Raw genomic sequence first — 15,411 nt, 5'->3', positions numbered from 1 at the left:
CGCGAGATGACCCGGCTGATGGCCGACGCCGGCATCACGCCGCAGGTCGCCCAGGTCCGCTCCGGCGAGGCCGAGCTGAACCGCATCACCGGCGCGCAGTCGCCGTCGGGCGTGCCCGTCACGATCACCGCACCGGTGACGGAGCGCAGGAGCGGCGGTTCCGGCCCCCGGAGCCGGCGCGGCGCGCGTCCCGGCCAGGGGCGTCGCTCGAACGCCAACACGGCGACGCCGCAGGCGCGTGCCGCGGCGGCACAGCGCCGGACCAACAAGGCCGCGTAGTCACCCGGCCGGGAGCCCGGCCGACCCCGTCCGGCTTTCTTCACGACCACTTTGTTGAGGCACCATGCGCTGTGTCATCGCCCGCTTCCCCTTCGACCTCTTCAAGAACGAGGTCGAGGACTCGATGAAGGGCATCAAGCCCGAACCTGTCACCGGTGACGCGGTGGTCATCAGCCGCCGCGTCTACCCCGTCAAGCAGGTCGGCGAGATCATCACCCGGCAGGACCGCCGGGACTTCACCGCGGGCGAGGTGACCAGGGCGCTGACGCGTCTCGGCTTCACCTGCCGCCCGGCCGAGGTGCCCGCCCCTGTGGCGCCTCCCCTCACACCGCTGGAGAGCGCGTCCGCCATGCTCGGCGCGCCCGGCGCCGTCTGAGCCGCCGCTCCGTCGCACACCCGCACCCCCGAGGCCCTTCCCGGTCCGGGGGTGCGGTGCGTCCGGCCCGGCGCACGTGCTCGGCTGCGGACGTCAGGGAGCCGGCTCCGGCTTCCTGGCCCGGTCGAGCCGGGGTTCCACGGCGTAGCGGAACACCCGTCGGACGGGCGGGCTGCAGAGGAGCGTGACCACGGCCGCTGCGGCGGCGGACACCAGGAGCCGGCCCTGGGGGGTGGAGACGATGTCGGCCTCGAAGAGGTCCAGCTTGACCGCACCCTTGATGACGAAGCCGTGCAGCACGTAGCCGTAGAGCGTGCCCGCGCCCAGAGCGGTCATCCACAGCCTGCGGTTCGGCACCCAGGCGAGGAAGCAGGCGCTGAGCAGCAGTGCGCAGGTGAACAGCAGCAGGGTCACCGGGACGCCGGTCCAGGCGGGCGAGCCGAGCTGTTCGGCGCCGTACCGGCGGAAGAACCACGAGGTCGTCGTGCGCGGCACCGCCCAGTACGCGACGGCCAGGGCCACCAGGCAGACGGGGACGGACGCGATGCGCACGGCGCGGCGGCGTACGAGGTCGAAGTGCTCGGGCCGCAGCTGGAGGCCCAGGACGTAGTACGGCAGGAACTGCAGGACCCGCTGGAGGTGCAGGTCCTCGCCGATGTTGCTGGTGACCGCTCCCATGGACGCGATGACCAGGGCGAGTGCCACGGGCCACCGGACCGTCTGCCAGAAGGGGGTGGTGAGGCGCCAGAGGAGCAGGGCGGGCAGGAACCACAGCAGCCAGTACGGCGTGAGCGGGCTCAGGGGGAAGGCGGGGGAGCCGGTCAGGCGCTCGAAGAGGGTGTAGGCGATCTCGAATACGGCGTAGGGCACGGCCAGGCCGGTGACGAGCTTCCACACCCGGTCGGAGCGCAGCTCGAGGCCGCGCGAGAAGTACCCGGCGATGATGATGAAGACCGGCATGTGGAAGGTGTAGACGAAGGTGTAGAACGTCTCCACCACGCGCCCGCTGCCGGGCAGGGGCTCCCAGGCGTGCCCCACCGCGACGAGGACGATGGCCAGGTACTTCGCGTTGTCGAAGAACGGGTCACGGCCGGGGCGGGACGGTGCGGTGCCCGGTGCTCCGGTTCCGGCGGCGGCCGGTCCCGGCGAGTGTGAGGTCAGGGAGGGCATCGGGCCACCCTAATGTCGCCGGGTCCGCTCAGGGGATCAGGATCAGCTTTCCGGTGGTCCGGCGCGCGAGCAGGTCCTCATGGGCGCGCCGGGCGTCGGCGAGCGGATAGCCGCCACCGGTCACGGGCTTGAGGCGGCCTCCGGCGACCAGGGCGAAGAGCTCCTTCAAGGGGCCGCTGACCGCGCCCGGTGCGGCGAGGGCGGGACGCAGCCAGAATCCGACGACGGAGGCGTTGAGACGCCCGAGCCGGGCCGGATCGACCGGGGTGAAACCGGTGCGGGCGGCGTTGCCGTAGGTCACCAGCCGCCCGTAGGACGCCAAGGAGTCCAGGGCCCGGTCGAAGAGGTCCCCGCCGACGGCGTCCAGGACGACGTCCGCCTTCTCCGCGAGGGGGTAGGTGACCACCGCGTCGGCGCCGAGGCCGAGGACGAGCCGCTCCTTGGCCGGGGTGGACACCTGGGCGAGGACCCGGCCCGCCCCGAACTCCCGGGCCAGCTGGAGGGCGAGGCTGCCCACGCCGCCCGCCGCGGAGTGCACGACGACGCTCTCACCGTCACGAAGACGCGCCGCGGACCGCAGCAGGTGCCAGGCGGTCAGCCCCTGCGTCATCAGGGCGAGCGCCTGGGCGGCCCCGAGCTCCTCGGGGATCTCCACGACGCCGGACTCCTCGGCGGTCACCTGCTCCGCGTACCCGTGGGAGACCCGGGCCAGCACCCGCCTGCCGTCCGGGGTGCGGCCCACGACCTCGCTGCCCGGGACGTACGGCAGGGCATCGGCGCCGAGGTAGGAGCCGTCCACCTGGTGGGTGTCCGCGAAGTTCACCCCGGCGGCCTCGACGGTGAGGAGCACCTCTCCGGGGCCGGGCACCGGGGCGGCCAGTTCCACGGGGCGGAGCACTTCGGGACCACCGAAACGGTCGAACTGTATGGCGAGCATGCCGCACGGTACCGCGTGGGCCGCCGGGCGGCTGGTGACCCGGTGGACCCGCTTCCGGTCTTTCGCCGGGAGTGGGGCGAAAACAGTACGTACGGTCTGTTATGGGCGTGGCATTGTGGGGAAGCTCAGGGGTGCGCATGACCATGGCTGCCGGCCCCGCCGCCTGCCAGACTGCCGCCATGAGCGATCTTCTTCACGGCAGAGTCGTCCTGATCACCGGGGCGAGCAGCGGCATCGGAGCGGCGGCGGCGCGGGTGTTCTCCGACGAGGGCGCGACGGTCGTCCTGGCCGCTCGCAGGGAGGACCGGCTGGCTTCGTTGGTGGCCGAGTTGAGGGACAAGGGAGCGCAGGCCTCCTATGTCCTGTGCGACGTCACGGTGGCCGAGGACGCCGCCCGTGCCGTCGACTTCACGGTCGGCACCTACGGGCGCCTGGACTCGGCCTTCAACAACGCGGGTCTCGGCGGTGACCGGACCCCCCTGCACCTGATGGGCGACGACGTCTACGACGCGGTCATGGACACCAACGTGCGCGGCGTCTGGAACTGCCTGAGGCACGAGATCGCGGCCATGCTCCCGAACACCGGGAGCTGCTCCATCGTGAACAACAGCAGTGTGGGCGGGCTGGTGGCCATACCGGCGGCCGCCCCCTACATAGCGGCCAAGCACGCCGTCGTCGGTCTCACCAGGGCCGCCGCGGACGAATACGCCCAGCAGGGCATCCGGGTCAACGCGGTGGCACCGGGCACCACGCGCAGCGAGATCACCGCCGACTGGTTCGGGCGCAACCCCGGCCTGGAGGAGATGGTCAACAGCCGTACGCCGCAGGGGCGTACGGCCGAGCCCGAGGAGGTCGCCAGCGCGGTGGCCTGGCTGCTCAGCGACCGCTGCCCCTTCCTCACGGGCACGGTCCTGCCGGTGGACGGCGGTTTCGTCAATCAGTGAGCCGCCGGCCGCAGGGACCGCTCAGCCGGCTCCGGAAGACCGTCTTCTCCTCCTGCGTCACCGTGACCAGGACCGAGGTCTCTCCGGGGGCGGCGGGCAGGACCTCCGCCTCGATCCAGCAGGGGCGGTCGAATTCCGCGTACCGCTCGAACGCGCTGGTGACGTCCGTCGCCTCGAAGGGCGCGGGGTGCAGGGTGGCGAGTGCGGCCTGGTGGGCGGCCTCCATCAGGACGAGCCCCGGGACGTGGTCGACCGGGTGGTCGTACAGCACGACGTTGTCCACGTCGTTGCGCAACTGCCAGTGGCGGGGTCCGTCGCCGGCCGCCAGGACCACGTCGGCCGGGGTGGCGCGGCCCACGGTGCGGGGATCGACCGGAGCGGGCAGCGGCCACGTGTTCCAGGCGACGGTGCCGTGGTCCCCGCGGAGCCGGCGGTAGGCGCGCGGGGTGACCCAGCCGAACTCGGAGTCCGCGCGGGCCACCAAGCGGCCGTCCTGGAGCACGCGGACGTCCACGCCGAGCGAACTGACGGACCTGCCGCGCTTCTCGGGCTCTCGGACGGAGACCTCGACCGTGAGGTCGCTGTGTCCCCCGGAAGGGACTCCGAACCCCGGTGCGACGGTGAAGTCGAAGTAGTGCAGCAGGGTTTGATCGGTGAGTGGGACGCCGTACGCTGCGTGCGCGATGACCAGGCCGCTCTGCCGGATGGTCTGGGTGAGCACCCGGGGGTCGTAGGGGAGGCCGGTGGCGGGGGCCGGCCACCTCGCCGCCAGGGAGAACTCACCCTCTCCCCGGCTTCGCCAGGCCGTGAGGAAGACCGTGCCGGAGTGCCTGAGGTGGACGAACTCCTTGAGTACGCCGTTCCGTGCCCCGGCTGCGGCGGGCGGCGGGCTCGGAACGACAGGTATTTCGGGCACGGCCCTCCAGGCGTGGAACAAAATGGGCATTACGGCGCTGATATGATACCGGTTCACCGGTACTTTTTGAATAAACGTCAGGCCACGTCGAAGGGGAGCGCGAGTTGGCACGACAGCAACGGGCGATCCGCACGCGCAGGATCTTCCTGGAGGCGGCTGCCGAGGTCTTCGACGAGCACGGTTACGACGCCGCCACGATCGCCGCGATCCTCGACCGGGCAGGTCTCACGAGGGGCGCTCTCTACTTCCACTTCACGTCGAAGGAGGAGCTCGCCCGCGGTGTCCTCCATGAGGCCGTGACGGCGGAGGGCGTCACCCCGCAGACCTTCAAGCTGCAGGAATGGGTGGACACCGCTCTCCTGCTCGCCTACCGGCTCCCCCGGGAACCCCTGCTCAGCGCCTCGATCCGGTTGTCCGTGGACCCACGGGCCCGAGGGCTCTTCGGTACCCGCTGGCCGGACTGGATCGCCCTCGGCGCGGACATGCTCACCGAGGCCAAGGAACGGGGCGAGCTCCTTCCGCATGTCGATCCGGGCGCCACCTCCCGGCTCTTCGTCGGGGCGTGGACCGGGGTCCAGCTGGTGACCGAGTCCATGGCCGAGCCGCTGGAACTGGTCGCGGAGATCTCCGCCCTCTTCGAGCTCATCCTGCCCAACAACGCGGTCCCGGGTGTGCTGGCCCGGCTCGACACCTCCCCGCACCGCGCGGCACGCATCATGGAGCAGCAGCAGGCCGTCGCCGCCTCCTGACCGCTCGGACAGCGATCCGGGGCATGCTCCCCGCCTCACCCGATCGGGTGCGGGTTCCTGCGAAGCGGCTGGTCAGCGCGCATGGTGGCCCTATGTGGCTTCGCCGAACAGCCGTGGGCGCCATGGTCGTGCCGCTCGTGTTCCTGGTGTTCCGGGACGCGCCGGTACGGCTCGCCGCGCCCGAGCGGGCCACCGCGAAGCCGGCGGCGCGGGCCGCCGCCCAGCGTCCCGAGATCGTCACCCGGGCACAGTGGCACGCGGACGAGAGCCTGGTGAAGGAGGACGCGGTGTACACGGGGGCGGTGAGGGCCGTCTTCGTGCACCACACCGGGCACACCAACGCATACGACTGTGCCGACGCCCCGGAGATGCTCCGGGCGATGGAGGAGGCGCACGTCCGGGGCGAGGGATGGGACGACATCGGCTACAACTTCGTCGTCGACCGCTGCGGGACCATATACGAGGGCAGGGCGGGCGGGGTCGGACGCTCCGTGCGCGGGGCCCATGCCACCGGGTTCAACGCGCACAGTGTGGGAATCGCGGCCCTCGGCACCTTCGGCCCCGGTGTGCCGGTGCCGAAGGCGCTCATCGAGGGGATCGCGAAGGTCGGCGCGTGGAAGCTGGACCGGGCCGTCGACCCGCGGGGCATCGTGCGGATGGTCTCGACGAACGACGAGAGTCTCTACCGGCGCGGCGAGGTGGTCTACCTCCATGCCGTGGCCGGTCACCGCGACACCTTCTCCACGTACTGCCCCGGCGAAGCCCTCTACGCCCGACTTCCCGCGATCCGCGCGGAGATGGCCAGGCTGCGGGCGCTGGAGCGGTAGGTCCGCCCGCCCCGTCCGGGAAGCCGTGCGCAGTCACTCCGCGCGGCAGCCGGCCCGCCGGTGCGCGCGCCACCGGACGAGACGATGAAAGATCCTCCACCCGAGTGAATGTACGGGCGTCGAACGCGTCGAAGCTCCATAAAAAGATTATTGGTGGCTTACCTGTTCGTGCCCTTGCACACCTTCCGGAGCACAGCGGAGGAATACCGTCATGCCGGCATCACCCCTCGCCAAGCGGCCCGTCGAATCGGTGCTAGCCCTTCTGCTCGTCCTCCTGAGCGTGCTGGGCCTCTCCGGCCGCAGCGCCGCGGACGCCCCGGCCCAGGCTCACGTCCAGGCTGTTCCCGCCCGAGCCGCCATCGCGCCGACCGTCACCGCGGGCACGGACTGGGACCGCATCGCCGAGTGCGAGAGCAGCGGCCGCTGGAACATCAACACCGGCAACGGCTACCACGGCGGACTGCAGTTCGCCCCCTCCACCTGGAAGGCCTACGGCGGCGGGCAGTACGCGCCCCGGGCCGACCTCGCGACCCGCGCCGAGCAGATCGCCGTCGGTGAACGCGTCGCCCGCTCGCAGGGCATGGGCGCCTGGCCCACCTGCGGCCGCCTCGGCGCGAACGGCACGTCGAGTTCCTCGTCGTCCTCGTCGTCCTCACCGCCTTCGTCCGGCGGTGCCGACCGGAGCGATGCGCAGGCGGCCCCCGGGCGGCAGTCGGCCGGCGGTCCGAGCAGTGACTCGTCCGAGGGCCCGTCCTCCGGCAGTCCGTCCTCCGGCACGACCGGCAGCTCCGCGGGCAGCGGGAGCGGCAAGGCACAGCACTCCGGCGACCTGGCCGACGCGGAGACGTACGTCGTCGAGCCGGGCGACTGCCTTTCGGTGATCGCCGCCCGTGCGGAGGTGCCCGGTGGCTGGCAGGCGCTCCACGAGCTGAACCGCGAGGTACTGCTCAAGGGGCCGCACCTCATTTTCCCCGGTCAGCGGCTCCACCTGAGCGCCTGAACACCTGAGCGCCCGGATGGCGACGGTTCACGGTGTGCCGAGCCCGGAGAGGAGAGCCCGGTGAAGCCGGAGGCGTCGCCGGCAGACGCAACCCCCTCGCCCGGCAGGGCACCCCGGCCCCGCTCCTCCCCCGTATCGCCGGCCCCGGCCGGATCCGGTCCGAGGCCTGACCCGGCGCTCCCCTCACCGTCGGGCGGAACCCACGTCCCGGACGGAGCCGGACGCGTCCTCGGTCCCCGCCTCGTAGCTGTGGCAGTCCGGGTTGTGACACGGTCCGGGACCCCAGTGCGGGACGAAGACGCCGAGGGTCTTGTGCCGCACGAGTGCGCTCGCGACGGGCTGCTTGCAGGCCGGACACACGTACTCCGCCTGCCGGTCGGTCTGACGCTCGGTTCTGGCCATGACTTTTACGATAGTACAAAAAGGGACATGCGGAAACTTTTATGACTTTTTACCCTGTCGGGTTCCGTGTCCCGCTCCGGAAGCGGGAGAACCCGCCCCGGAAGCCACGAGGAGCGGTCCGAGCCGGAACCTGGTGCCATGGAACGGGGGACGTCTCCACGAAGGGACCACCGGTCATGGCACGCGCTCCGTCACCGGCCGCAGTCCTGCTCTCCGTGCACGCGGTGGTGTTCGACACGGACGGCGTCATCACCGACTCCGCCCCGGCGCACGCCGCGGCCTGGAAACAGGCGTTCGATGCCTGTCTGGCCTCCTGCGAAGGTCAGCGGCCCTTCGACGAAGCGGACGACTACCGGCGCCACGTCGACGGGAGGTCGCGCAAGGACGGTGCCGCCGCCTTCCTCGGGTCCAGAGGGCTCCGCCTCCCCGAAGGCAGCCCCGACGACCCTCCGGGCACCGGGACGGTATGGGCCGTCGCCGCGCGCAAGGACGAGGTGTTCACCCGAGGCCTGCACACCCACCCGATCGAGGTCTGGCCGGGGACGGTCCGCCTCCTGCACGCGCTGCACGACGCCCGGGTGCCGTTCGCCGCCGCGTCCGCGTCCCGGCACGCCACCGAACTGCTGGCAGGGGCCGGAATCCTGGACCTGTTCACGGCGGTGGTCGACGGCAACGAGGCGCGCCGCCTGGGGCTGCCCGGCAAACCGGACCCCGCCCTGTTCATCGAGGCGGCACGACGCCTGAGGACACCGCCCGGGGAGACCGCTGTCGTGGAGGACGCACTCGCCGGAGTGGAGGCGGGCCGGCGCGGCGGCTTCGGGCTGGTCGTCGGGGTGGACCGGACGGACAGCCCGGAGGGAGCCGCCGGGCTGCGCCGGCACGGCGCCGATCTCGTGGTGGCCGATCCCGGGGACCTGCTGATCGACATCGACGGGGAGGGCTGATGGCGCGCGGCTGGATCTGGGCGTACGAGGGGTACGACCCGGAGAAGGAGCGCCTGCGCGAAGCGCTGTGCACGCTCGGCAACGGCTACTTCGCCACCCGGGGAGCCGCGCCCGAGACGCCCGCGGGTGCGACGCACTACCCGGGCACTTATGTGGCGGGGTGCTACAACCGGTTGACCTCCTCCGTCCAGGGGCACCAGGTCGAGAACGAGGACATGGTCAACCTCCCCGACTGGCTGCCGTTGCGCTACCGCATCCACCCCGAAGGCGCCCACACGGGTCCGTGGCTGACGCCCGACCACACCCACCTCGTGGACCACCGGCAGTGGCTCGACCTGCGCGGCGGGACACTGACCCGCCGCTCGGTGTACGAGGACACGGGCGGCCGCCGGCTGACGGTGGAGCAGGAACGGCTGGTGCACATGGGGGACCCCCATCTCGCCGCGCTGCACACGGCCTTCACCGCCGAGGGCTGGTCGGGTGAGCTGGAGGTGGAGGCCGCGATCGACGGCGACGTCCGCAACCTCGGTGTCGCGCGCTACCGGGAGCTGGCCAACCGCCACCTCACCGGATGGGAGACCGGCACGGAGCCGGAGTCCGCGGTGTGGCTGCGCTGCCGCACGGTGGAGTCGGACATCGGGATCGCGCTGGCCGCCCGCACCGTGGCCTCCTGCGGCCCGGAGCGCAACGGCGACCACCGGGCCGAACCCCGGCAGGAGCCACGCGCGGTCCACCAGACGATGCTCCTCCCGCTGGCCCCGGGTTCCGGCGCCGTCGTCGACAAGACGGTCGCCCTCTTCACCTCCCGGGACCCGGCGATCGGCAGCCCACTGCGGGCCGCCGTCACCGCGGTCGACGGCGCACCGGCGTACTCCGCACTGCTGAGCTCGCACCGCAAGGCCTGGGCCGACCTGTGGCAGCAGGTCGAGCTGGAGGTCCCGGGCGAGCCGGGACGCATCCTGCGGCTGCACCTCTTCCATGTCCTCCAGACGCTCTCCCCGCACACCGCGGAGCTCGATGTCGGCGTGCCGGCCAGGGGGCTGCACGGCGAGGCGTACCGGGGGCACGTCTTCTGGGACGAGCTGTTCGTCCTGCCCTTTCTGAACCTGCATCTCCCGGAGGTCTCCCGAGGGCTGCTCGACTACCGTCACCGACGGCTCCCCGCAGCCCGCGCCGCCGCGCGTGCGGTGGGCAGGGCCGGGGCGATGTACCCGTGGCAGAGTGCGGACGAGGGGCGCGAGGAGACCCAGGAGATCCACCTCAACCCCCGTTCGGGGCGCTGGCTGCCCGACCGCTCACGGCTGCAGCACCATGTCGGCTCGGCCGTCGCCTACAACGTGTGGCAGTACTGCCAGGCCACCGGTGACACGGAGTACCTCTACTCCAAGGGCGCCGAGATGATGCTCCAGGTGGCCCGCTTCTGGGCGGACAGCGCCGTCTGGGACGACTCCCTCGGGCGGTACCGCATCCGGGGGGTCGTCGGGCCGGACGAGTACCACGACGCCTATCCGGATTCGGACACGGCGGGGCTCGACGACAACACGTACACGAACGTGACGGCCGCCTGGGTGCTGGCACGGGCCCACGAGCTCTACCGCTGCCTGCCCGACAGCCGGCGCCGGCAGCTCCTCGGGCTGATCCAGCTCGACCCGGCGGAGACGGACCGCTGGGAGGATGTCTCCCGGCGGTTGTACGTGCCCCGTCACCGCGGTGTCATCAGCCAGTTCGCCGGTTACGGGGACCTGGACGAGCTGGACTGGGAGGGGTACCGCAAGCGGTACGGGGACATCCGGCGCCTCGACCGGATCCTGGAGTCGGAGGGCGACACCGTCAACCGCTACCAGGCGTCCAAGCAGGCCGATGTGCTGATGCTGGGCTACCTCTTCTCGCCCAAGGAACTCGCCGCGCTGTTCCGGCGGCTCGGACACGAACTCGACGACGACGCCTGGCGGACCACCGTCGACCACTACGTGCAGCGTACGAGCCACGGATCCACCCTCAGCGCCCTCGTCCACGCCTGGGTGCTGGCCCGGGTGCACCGCGACGACGCCTGGGCGTACTGCGAGGAGGCGCTGATCGGCGATGTCGCCGACATCCAGGGCGGTACGACCGAGGAAGGCATCCACCTGGGGGCGATGGCGGGCACCCTCGACTTCGTGCAGCGCGGCATGACGGGGCTGGAGACCCGTGAGGACGCCCTGTGGCTCGCGCCGGCCACGCTGCCCCAGCTCTCGGAGTTCCGGTTGCGGCTCCGCTTCCGCCGGCACTGGGACGTGGACCTGCGCCTCCGGGCCGAGCGTCTGCGGATCGCCGTACCGGACTCGGAGCGGCCGGGGGTGCGGGTGAAGCTGGGCGACAGCACGTACGTCATCGAACCGGGTACGGCGCGGTGGCTGGAGCTGCCGTCCGACATGCCGGGCGGCTCGTGACGTCCGTGTGGACACGCGGCTCATGACGTCCGTGTGGACACCAGGACGCCGATCTTGTCGATGCGGTGCTCCGGATTGTCGTGGGCGTCGCGCCAGAAGTTCCCGGCCGCGTCGTCCTCAGGGGTCGCGCAGGTGGAGAGGGTGACCATCGCCCGGGTGGGCTTCCTGCCCGGCTCGCCCGGTACCTCGGCCCGCTGCTCGGCGAGCGAGCGCTCGGACCGGAAGGACGTCTGCCGGGTCCCGGTGATCCTGTACTCGTACACCGTCCGGCCCTCGGTGACGAGGACGGAGCCGCCCTCCTCCAGGGCCGGCAGGTCCCGGAGCGGGCCCCCGGCGGAGAGCCGGTGGGCCGTCACGAGGTAGTTCCCGGTCTCGCCCGGCCCGACGCCGCCCTCCTCGCCGTACGGGCTGGCCGCCACCCCGCGGTCCTGGACGCGGGTACCGGGCCCGTCGTCCGTCGTGCCCTCGTACGGGACCACGCGCAGGCCCGTCACGCCGATCGACGGGATGGTGAGCTCAGCGGTCGCCGTGCGCGGGTCGGTCCGGTCGGTCGGGAGGCCGGCGACCGCACCCGCGGTGGCCGGAGCGGTCGGGGAAGGGCCGCCGGCTGCCACCGCGGCCGGGCCGCCGGCCGTCAGCAGGACGACGGCCGCACCCGCGAGGGCCCGGGGGACACGGCGGGATCCATGAGGACGATGCATGACGGGATCCGGATCAGTAGCCGGTGGCACGTGGAGCGGGCCCTGGGAGCGAGCCCTGTGGCGCGGCCCGCACCCTTCCAGTACACCACCGGTCACGCGAGCGCGTCGGGTGTGCCGAGCGCCTCCCGCACCTCCTCGGCGTCCAGTTCCGTGAGCTCCTCCCCCACGAGCAGCCAGCGGGTGATGCCGATGGACTCCAGGAACGCCAGATCGTGGCCGGCGATCACCAGCGCCCCCTCGTAGGCCTCGAGCGCGCTCGTCAGCTGCCGCACGCTCGCCAGATCCAGATTGTTGGTGGGCTCGTCCAGCATCAGCAGCTGAGGAGCCGGTGTGGCGAGCATCGTCGCCGCGAGGGCGGCGCGGAAGCGTTCACCGCCCGAGAGGGTGCCCGCCGGCTGCTCGGCCCGTGCTCCCTTGAACAGGAAGCGGGCGAGCTGCGAGCGGATCTCGTTGTCGGTGGTCCCGGGCGCCATGCGGGCCACGTTCGCCGCGACGGTCGCCCCGTCGTCCAGCACGTCGAGCCGCTGCGGCAGGAAGCGCAGCGGCACATACGTCCTGGCCTCGCCGCGCGCAGGCGTGAGCTCCCCGGTGAGGGTGCGCAGCAGCGTCGTCTTACCGGCTCCGTTGCGCCCGATGAGCGCGACGCGTTCGGGCCCCTGCACGTGGAGTTCGCCGTCGCGCAGCGCGCCGAAGCGAGGGGTGAGCCCCTGCGCGCTCAGGACCGTACGGCCCGCAGGGACGGCGGTGTGCGGGAGCCGCACCCGGATCACGGCGTCGTCCCGGATCGCCTCCGACGCCGTGTCGAGCCGCTCCCGCGCCTCCTGGAGCCGGTCCTCGTGCAGACCGCGGAGCTTGCCCGCCGCCTCCTGGGAGGACCTCTTGTGCTCGCCCGCGACGATCCTCGGCGCACGCCGCTGGGCGTCCATCTTCTTGTTGTGCCGCTGGCGGCGGGCCACCTTGGTCCGGGCCTCCTCCAGCTCGCGTTTCTGGCGGCGCACGTCGGACTCGGCGGCCCGCACCATGCGGCCGGCAGCTTCCTGCTGGGTGGCCAGTGCCTCTTCGTAGGCCGACCAGCCGCCGCCGTACCAGTTCACCGAACCGGCACGCAGGTCCGCGATGTGGTCCACCCGTTCCAGCAGGTCACGGTCGTGGCTGACCACGACGAGCACGCCGGAGCGCCAGGAGTCGACAGCCTCGTACAGCCGGCGCCGGGCGAAGGCGTCGAGATTGTTGGTCGGCTCGTCGAGCAGCAGGACGTCGGGCCGCTCCAGCAGCAGCGCGGCCAGCCGCAGCAGCACGGTCTCACCGCCCGACAGCTGACTCACGGTGCGGTCGAGACCGACGTCACCGAGACCGAGCGAGCCCAGGGTCGCCAGGGCCCACTCCTCGACGTCCCAGTCGTCGCCGACCGTCTCGAAGTGCTCCTCGGCGACGTCACCGGCCTCGATCGCGCGCAGCGCCGTACGCCGCGCGGTGATGCCGAGTGCGTCCTCGACGCGGAGGGCCGTGTCGAGGGTGAGGTTCTGGGGGAGGTGGGCGAGGCGACCGCCGGCGGTCACCGAGCCGGCGGAGGGTTTCAGCAGGCCGGCCAGCAGTCGCAACAGGGTGGACTTGCCGGAGCCGTTGGTCCCGACGAGCCCGGTGCGGCCCCGGCCGAAGCTGAGGGAGAGCCCGTCGAAGACCTCGGTGCCGTCCGGCCACCGGAAGGACAGGGCGGAGCAGCTGAGGGAAGCGGCGGGGGTGAGGGGATGAGACATGTGGTCCTCGCAGTCGCAAGCGTGTGATCAGGGGCTTCGTATGCGAGCACCACGCGGCGACCGGCCGGGAGAACAAGGGGTGCGGTCCTCCGGGGAGACGGGGGACGGCTCATGCACCGAGGTCGCATCCACGCGGTGGGTCACGGGGCGGCAGGAAGGCCGACAGGGCGTGACGGGCTACGGCAGGGGCCGTACCGCGCGATGATCGCGGACCTCAGATGCGCAACGTCCACCTCTATCGGAGACGACAGGACCTGAAAACTGTACACCGGGCCCCGTCTCCTGCGGGGGCGCGTTCCGGGCAGGGAAGGGCCCCCGGGCGGCCGGGAAGGCCCTCTTGACGCGCAGGTGCGGGCGTCCATAACGTCTGCTCGCCCGGTCGGAAGAACACTCGAAACTTTCGGCTCCGCGACGTGATCACGGGGAGGCCGGCGTGGACGCACCTGCCCGCCCCCCTCACTTCCCGGCCCGCCTCGCCCGCCGGCGTACCGGCCGGGCGCGTCCGGATCCGGGCACCCGCACCCCGTCCGCCCGGTCCCGCGTCCAGGAGGCACCCGCATGAGACCGCACTCCGCAGCTTTTCCGGGAGCCCGGGGCCGCCCCGTGGGCCCCGCCCCGTCCGCCGGCCCACGAACACGCCGGGCCGCCCGGCTCCTGGTGGCCGCGCTGACCGGGGCCCTGCTCCTGTCGGCCGCTCCGGCCACCTCCGCCGAGCCCGGGCCCCGTAGTGGCAACTCCTCCCACTGGACGGGGACATGGGCCGCCGCACCCACGGCGGCCCCGGCCTCGGACACCACGCGGTTCGAGAACGAGACGATCCGTCAGACCGTCCGCACGAGCATCGGTGGCGACCGGGTCCGCATCCGGCTGTCGAACGAATTCGGCAGCGGGCCGCTGGTCATCGGTGAGGCCCGGGTCGCCCGCCCGGCCGCCGGCGGCCCCTCCTCCCGGATCGATCCGCGCAGCGACCGGCCGCTCACCTTCGGCGGCCGCACCTCCGTGACCGTCCCCGCCGGCGCCCCGCTGCTCAGCGACCCGGTCTCCCTGGAGGTGCCCGCCGGAACCGACCTCGTGGTGAGCATCCATCTGCCCGGGCCCACCCCGGGCTCGACGCTCCACTCGCTGGCCCTGCAGCACAACTACGTGGCCGCCGGCAACGTCACCGGCCGTGCCGTCATCGAGCCGGCCGCGACCGTCGACCGCTGGTACTTCCTGACCGGTGTGAGCGTGAGCACGGCACGGTCCTCCGCGGCCGTCGTCACGTTCGGCGACTCCATCACCGACGGCGCCGACACCGACGTCGATGCCAACCACCGCTGGCCCGACTTCCTCGCCGGCCGGCTGCGTGCCGCCGCCGGACCCGACGCCATGGGCGTGCTCAACCAGGGCATCAGCGGAAACCGCCTCCTGCACGACCCCAACCCGCCCGCCGGGTCCGACGCCGAGAACTTCGCGGCGTACTTCGGCCAGAGCGCCCTGCGCCGCTTCGACCGCGACGTCACTTCCCAGCCCGGTGCCGAACACCTCGTCGTGCTGCTCGGTGTGAACGACCTCGGCCACCCCGGCACCGTCGCCCCGGAGTCGGAACGGGTCACGGCGGCGGACCTCATCGAGGCCCACCGCCAGATCATCGCCCGCGCCCATGACCGGGGCCTGAAGGCGTACGGCGGCACGGTCCTGCCCTTCAAGGACGACACCCTGGGCTTCTACACCCCGGAGAACGAAGCCGCCCGGCAGACCCTCAACCACTGGATCCGCACGGGCGGTGCGTACGACGCGGTGATCGACTTCGACAGGGCGCTGCGCGATCCGTCCGATCCGCAGCGCCTTCTCGCGCGCTACGACAGCGGCGACCACCTCCACCCCAACGACGCCGGGGCGGAGGCGATGGCCCGGGCCGTACCCCTGCGCCTCCTGCGCTGAGGTCCGGTCAGGCTGCGCCGCGCAGGCGTTCCGCCGCCTCGGCGGGGCCGGCCCGAG

The 15,411-nt window shown here is 72.3% G+C and carries 14 protein-coding genes and 1 pseudogene; 9 read left to right on the top strand and 6 right to left on the bottom strand.

Annotation, left to right across the window (positions count from 1 at the left end):
• Together ACF1FZ_RS33495 and ACF1FZ_RS33490 are read left to right on the top strand one after the other, a co-directional pair.
• Positions 1 to 279 (top strand): annotated as a pseudogene (locus tag ACF1FZ_RS33495) (ATP-dependent helicase); the annotation flags it as partial.
• A gap of 64 nt (positions 280 to 343) precedes the next feature.
• Positions 344 to 655 carry an SCO5918 family protein gene (locus ACF1FZ_RS33490; protein ID WP_391777145.1) on the top strand — a complete coding sequence of 104 codons (312 nt, stop codon included), beginning with the start codon at positions 344 to 346 and terminating at the stop codon, positions 653 to 655.
• A 93-nt stretch (positions 656 to 748) separates the two neighbouring features.
• Here the strand turns inward: ACF1FZ_RS33490 and ACF1FZ_RS33485 are convergent, their stop codons facing one another.
• Positions 749 to 1,825, bottom strand: coding sequence for an acyltransferase family protein (locus ACF1FZ_RS33485; protein WP_391777144.1), 1,077 nt, complete (start codon positions 1,823 to 1,825; stop codon positions 749 to 751).
• Positions 1,826 to 1,853: 28 nt separating this feature from the next.
• A complete protein-coding gene (locus ACF1FZ_RS33480) occupies positions 1,854 to 2,762 on the bottom strand; it encodes a zinc-binding alcohol dehydrogenase family protein (RefSeq protein WP_391777143.1) in 909 nt (302 codons plus the stop codon).
• 179 nt (positions 2,763 to 2,941) lie between these two features.
• On the opposite strand from ACF1FZ_RS33480, the gene ACF1FZ_RS33475 reads away from it, so the two are divergent.
• Positions 2,942 to 3,706: an SDR family oxidoreductase gene (locus ACF1FZ_RS33475; protein WP_391777142.1), complete on the top strand. Its 765-nt coding sequence runs from the start codon at positions 2,942 to 2,944 to the stop codon at positions 3,704 to 3,706.
• Here the strand turns inward: ACF1FZ_RS33475 and ACF1FZ_RS33470 are convergent.
• A complete protein-coding gene (locus ACF1FZ_RS33470) occupies positions 3,696 to 4,622 on the bottom strand; it encodes a ScbA/BarX family gamma-butyrolactone biosynthesis protein (protein WP_391777141.1) in 927 nt (308 codons plus the stop codon). The genes ACF1FZ_RS33475 and ACF1FZ_RS33470 overlap by 11 nt on opposite strands.
• A gap of 104 nt (positions 4,623 to 4,726) precedes the next feature.
• Here ACF1FZ_RS33470 and ACF1FZ_RS33465 point away from each other — a divergent pair, with 104 nt between their 5' ends.
• The 3 genes from ACF1FZ_RS33465 (at position 4,727) to ACF1FZ_RS33455 (ending at position 7,198) form a co-directional block, all read left to right on the top strand.
• Complete coding sequence (locus ACF1FZ_RS33465; RefSeq protein WP_391777140.1) at positions 4,727 to 5,371, top strand: ScbR family autoregulator-binding transcription factor; 645 nt, start codon at positions 4,727 to 4,729, stop codon at positions 5,369 to 5,371.
• 92 nt (positions 5,372 to 5,463) lie between these two features.
• Entirely contained in the window at positions 5,464 to 6,198 is a 735-nt protein-coding gene (locus ACF1FZ_RS33460) for a peptidoglycan recognition protein (RefSeq protein ID WP_391777139.1), read from the top strand.
• A 211-nt stretch (positions 6,199 to 6,409) separates the two neighbouring features.
• On the top strand, positions 6,410 to 7,198 hold the full coding sequence (locus ACF1FZ_RS33455; protein WP_391777138.1) for a transglycosylase family protein: 789 nt from the start codon (positions 6,410 to 6,412) through the stop codon (positions 7,196 to 7,198).
• A gap of 183 nt (positions 7,199 to 7,381) precedes the next feature.
• Here the strand turns inward: ACF1FZ_RS33455 and ACF1FZ_RS33450 are convergent, their stop codons facing one another.
• Entirely contained in the window at positions 7,382 to 7,600 is a 219-nt protein-coding gene (locus ACF1FZ_RS33450; RefSeq protein WP_391777137.1) for a hypothetical protein, read from the bottom strand.
• 176 nt (positions 7,601 to 7,776) lie between these two features.
• Here ACF1FZ_RS33450 and ACF1FZ_RS33445 point away from each other — a divergent pair, with 176 nt between their 5' ends.
• Positions 7,777 to 8,544 carry an HAD family hydrolase gene (locus ACF1FZ_RS33445; protein ID WP_391777136.1) on the top strand — a complete coding sequence of 256 codons (768 nt, stop codon included), beginning with the start codon at positions 7,777 to 7,779 and terminating at the stop codon, positions 8,542 to 8,544.
• Positions 8,544 to 10,973, top strand: a complete 2,430-nt coding sequence (locus ACF1FZ_RS33440) for a glycoside hydrolase family 65 protein (RefSeq protein ID WP_391777135.1) — start codon at positions 8,544 to 8,546, stop codon at positions 10,971 to 10,973. Before ACF1FZ_RS33445 ends, ACF1FZ_RS33440 begins: the two co-directional genes overlap by 1 nt.
• 20 nt (positions 10,974 to 10,993) lie before the next feature.
• Here the strand turns inward: ACF1FZ_RS33440 and ACF1FZ_RS33435 are convergent, their stop codons facing one another.
• Positions 10,994 to 11,674 (bottom strand): sortase domain-bontaining protein, encoded by a 681-nt coding sequence (locus ACF1FZ_RS33435; RefSeq protein ID WP_391777134.1) that lies wholly within the window; start codon positions 11,672 to 11,674, stop codon positions 10,994 to 10,996.
• A 92-nt stretch (positions 11,675 to 11,766) separates the two neighbouring features.
• Positions 11,767 to 13,431, bottom strand: a complete 1,665-nt coding sequence (locus tag ACF1FZ_RS33430) for an ABC-F family ATP-binding cassette domain-containing protein (protein ID WP_391777133.1) — start codon at positions 13,429 to 13,431, stop codon at positions 11,767 to 11,769.
• Between the two features lie 558 nt (positions 13,432 to 13,989).
• Between ACF1FZ_RS33430 and ACF1FZ_RS33425 the strand changes: the two genes are divergently transcribed.
• Complete coding sequence (locus ACF1FZ_RS33425; protein ID WP_391777132.1) at positions 13,990 to 15,354, top strand: SGNH/GDSL hydrolase family protein; 1,365 nt, start codon at positions 13,990 to 13,992, stop codon at positions 15,352 to 15,354.
• Positions 15,355 to 15,411 lie beyond the last annotated feature (57 nt).

The organism is Streptomyces sp. NPDC014623 (assembly GCF_043088245.1).
In the GTDB taxonomy this organism is placed as follows: domain Bacteria; phylum Actinomycetota; class Actinomycetes; order Streptomycetales; family Streptomycetaceae; genus Streptomyces.
Note: the sequence above shows the minus strand (reverse complement) of the source record. Positions and strands in the feature narration are given on the sequence as shown.

Bases quoted from the DNA above. Each gene is read 5' to 3' on its own strand.
- ACF1FZ_RS33430 (WP_391777133.1), bottom strand. From the start codon at position 13,431: ATGTCTCATCCCCTCACCCCCGCCGCTTCCCTCAGCTGCTCCGCCCTG.
- ACF1FZ_RS33440 (WP_391777135.1), top strand. From the start codon at position 8,544: ATGGCGCGCGGCTGGATCTGGGCGTACGAGGGGTACGACCCGGAGAAG.
- ACF1FZ_RS33435 (WP_391777134.1), bottom strand. From the start codon at position 11,674: ATGCATCGTCCTCATGGATCCCGCCGTGTCCCCCGGGCCCTCGCGGGT.
- ACF1FZ_RS33445 (WP_391777136.1), top strand. From the start codon at position 7,777: ATGGCACGCGCTCCGTCACCGGCCGCAGTCCTGCTCTCCGTGCACGCG.
- ACF1FZ_RS33425 (WP_391777132.1), top strand. From the start codon at position 13,990: ATGAGACCGCACTCCGCAGCTTTTCCGGGAGCCCGGGGCCGCCCCGTG.
- ACF1FZ_RS33490 (WP_391777145.1), top strand. From the start codon at position 344: ATGCGCTGTGTCATCGCCCGCTTCCCCTTCGACCTCTTCAAGAACGAG.
- ACF1FZ_RS33455 (WP_391777138.1), top strand. From the start codon at position 6,410: ATGCCGGCATCACCCCTCGCCAAGCGGCCCGTCGAATCGGTGCTAGCC.
- ACF1FZ_RS33450 (WP_391777137.1), bottom strand. From the start codon at position 7,600: ATGGCCAGAACCGAGCGTCAGACCGACCGGCAGGCGGAGTACGTGTGT.
- ACF1FZ_RS33485 (WP_391777144.1), bottom strand. From the start codon at position 1,825: ATGCCCTCCCTGACCTCACACTCGCCGGGACCGGCCGCCGCCGGAACC.
- ACF1FZ_RS33460 (WP_391777139.1), top strand. From the start codon at position 5,464: ATGTGGCTTCGCCGAACAGCCGTGGGCGCCATGGTCGTGCCGCTCGTG.
- ACF1FZ_RS33480 (WP_391777143.1), bottom strand. From the start codon at position 2,762: ATGCTCGCCATACAGTTCGACCGTTTCGGTGGTCCCGAAGTGCTCCGC.
- ACF1FZ_RS33475 (WP_391777142.1), top strand. From the start codon at position 2,942: ATGAGCGATCTTCTTCACGGCAGAGTCGTCCTGATCACCGGGGCGAGC.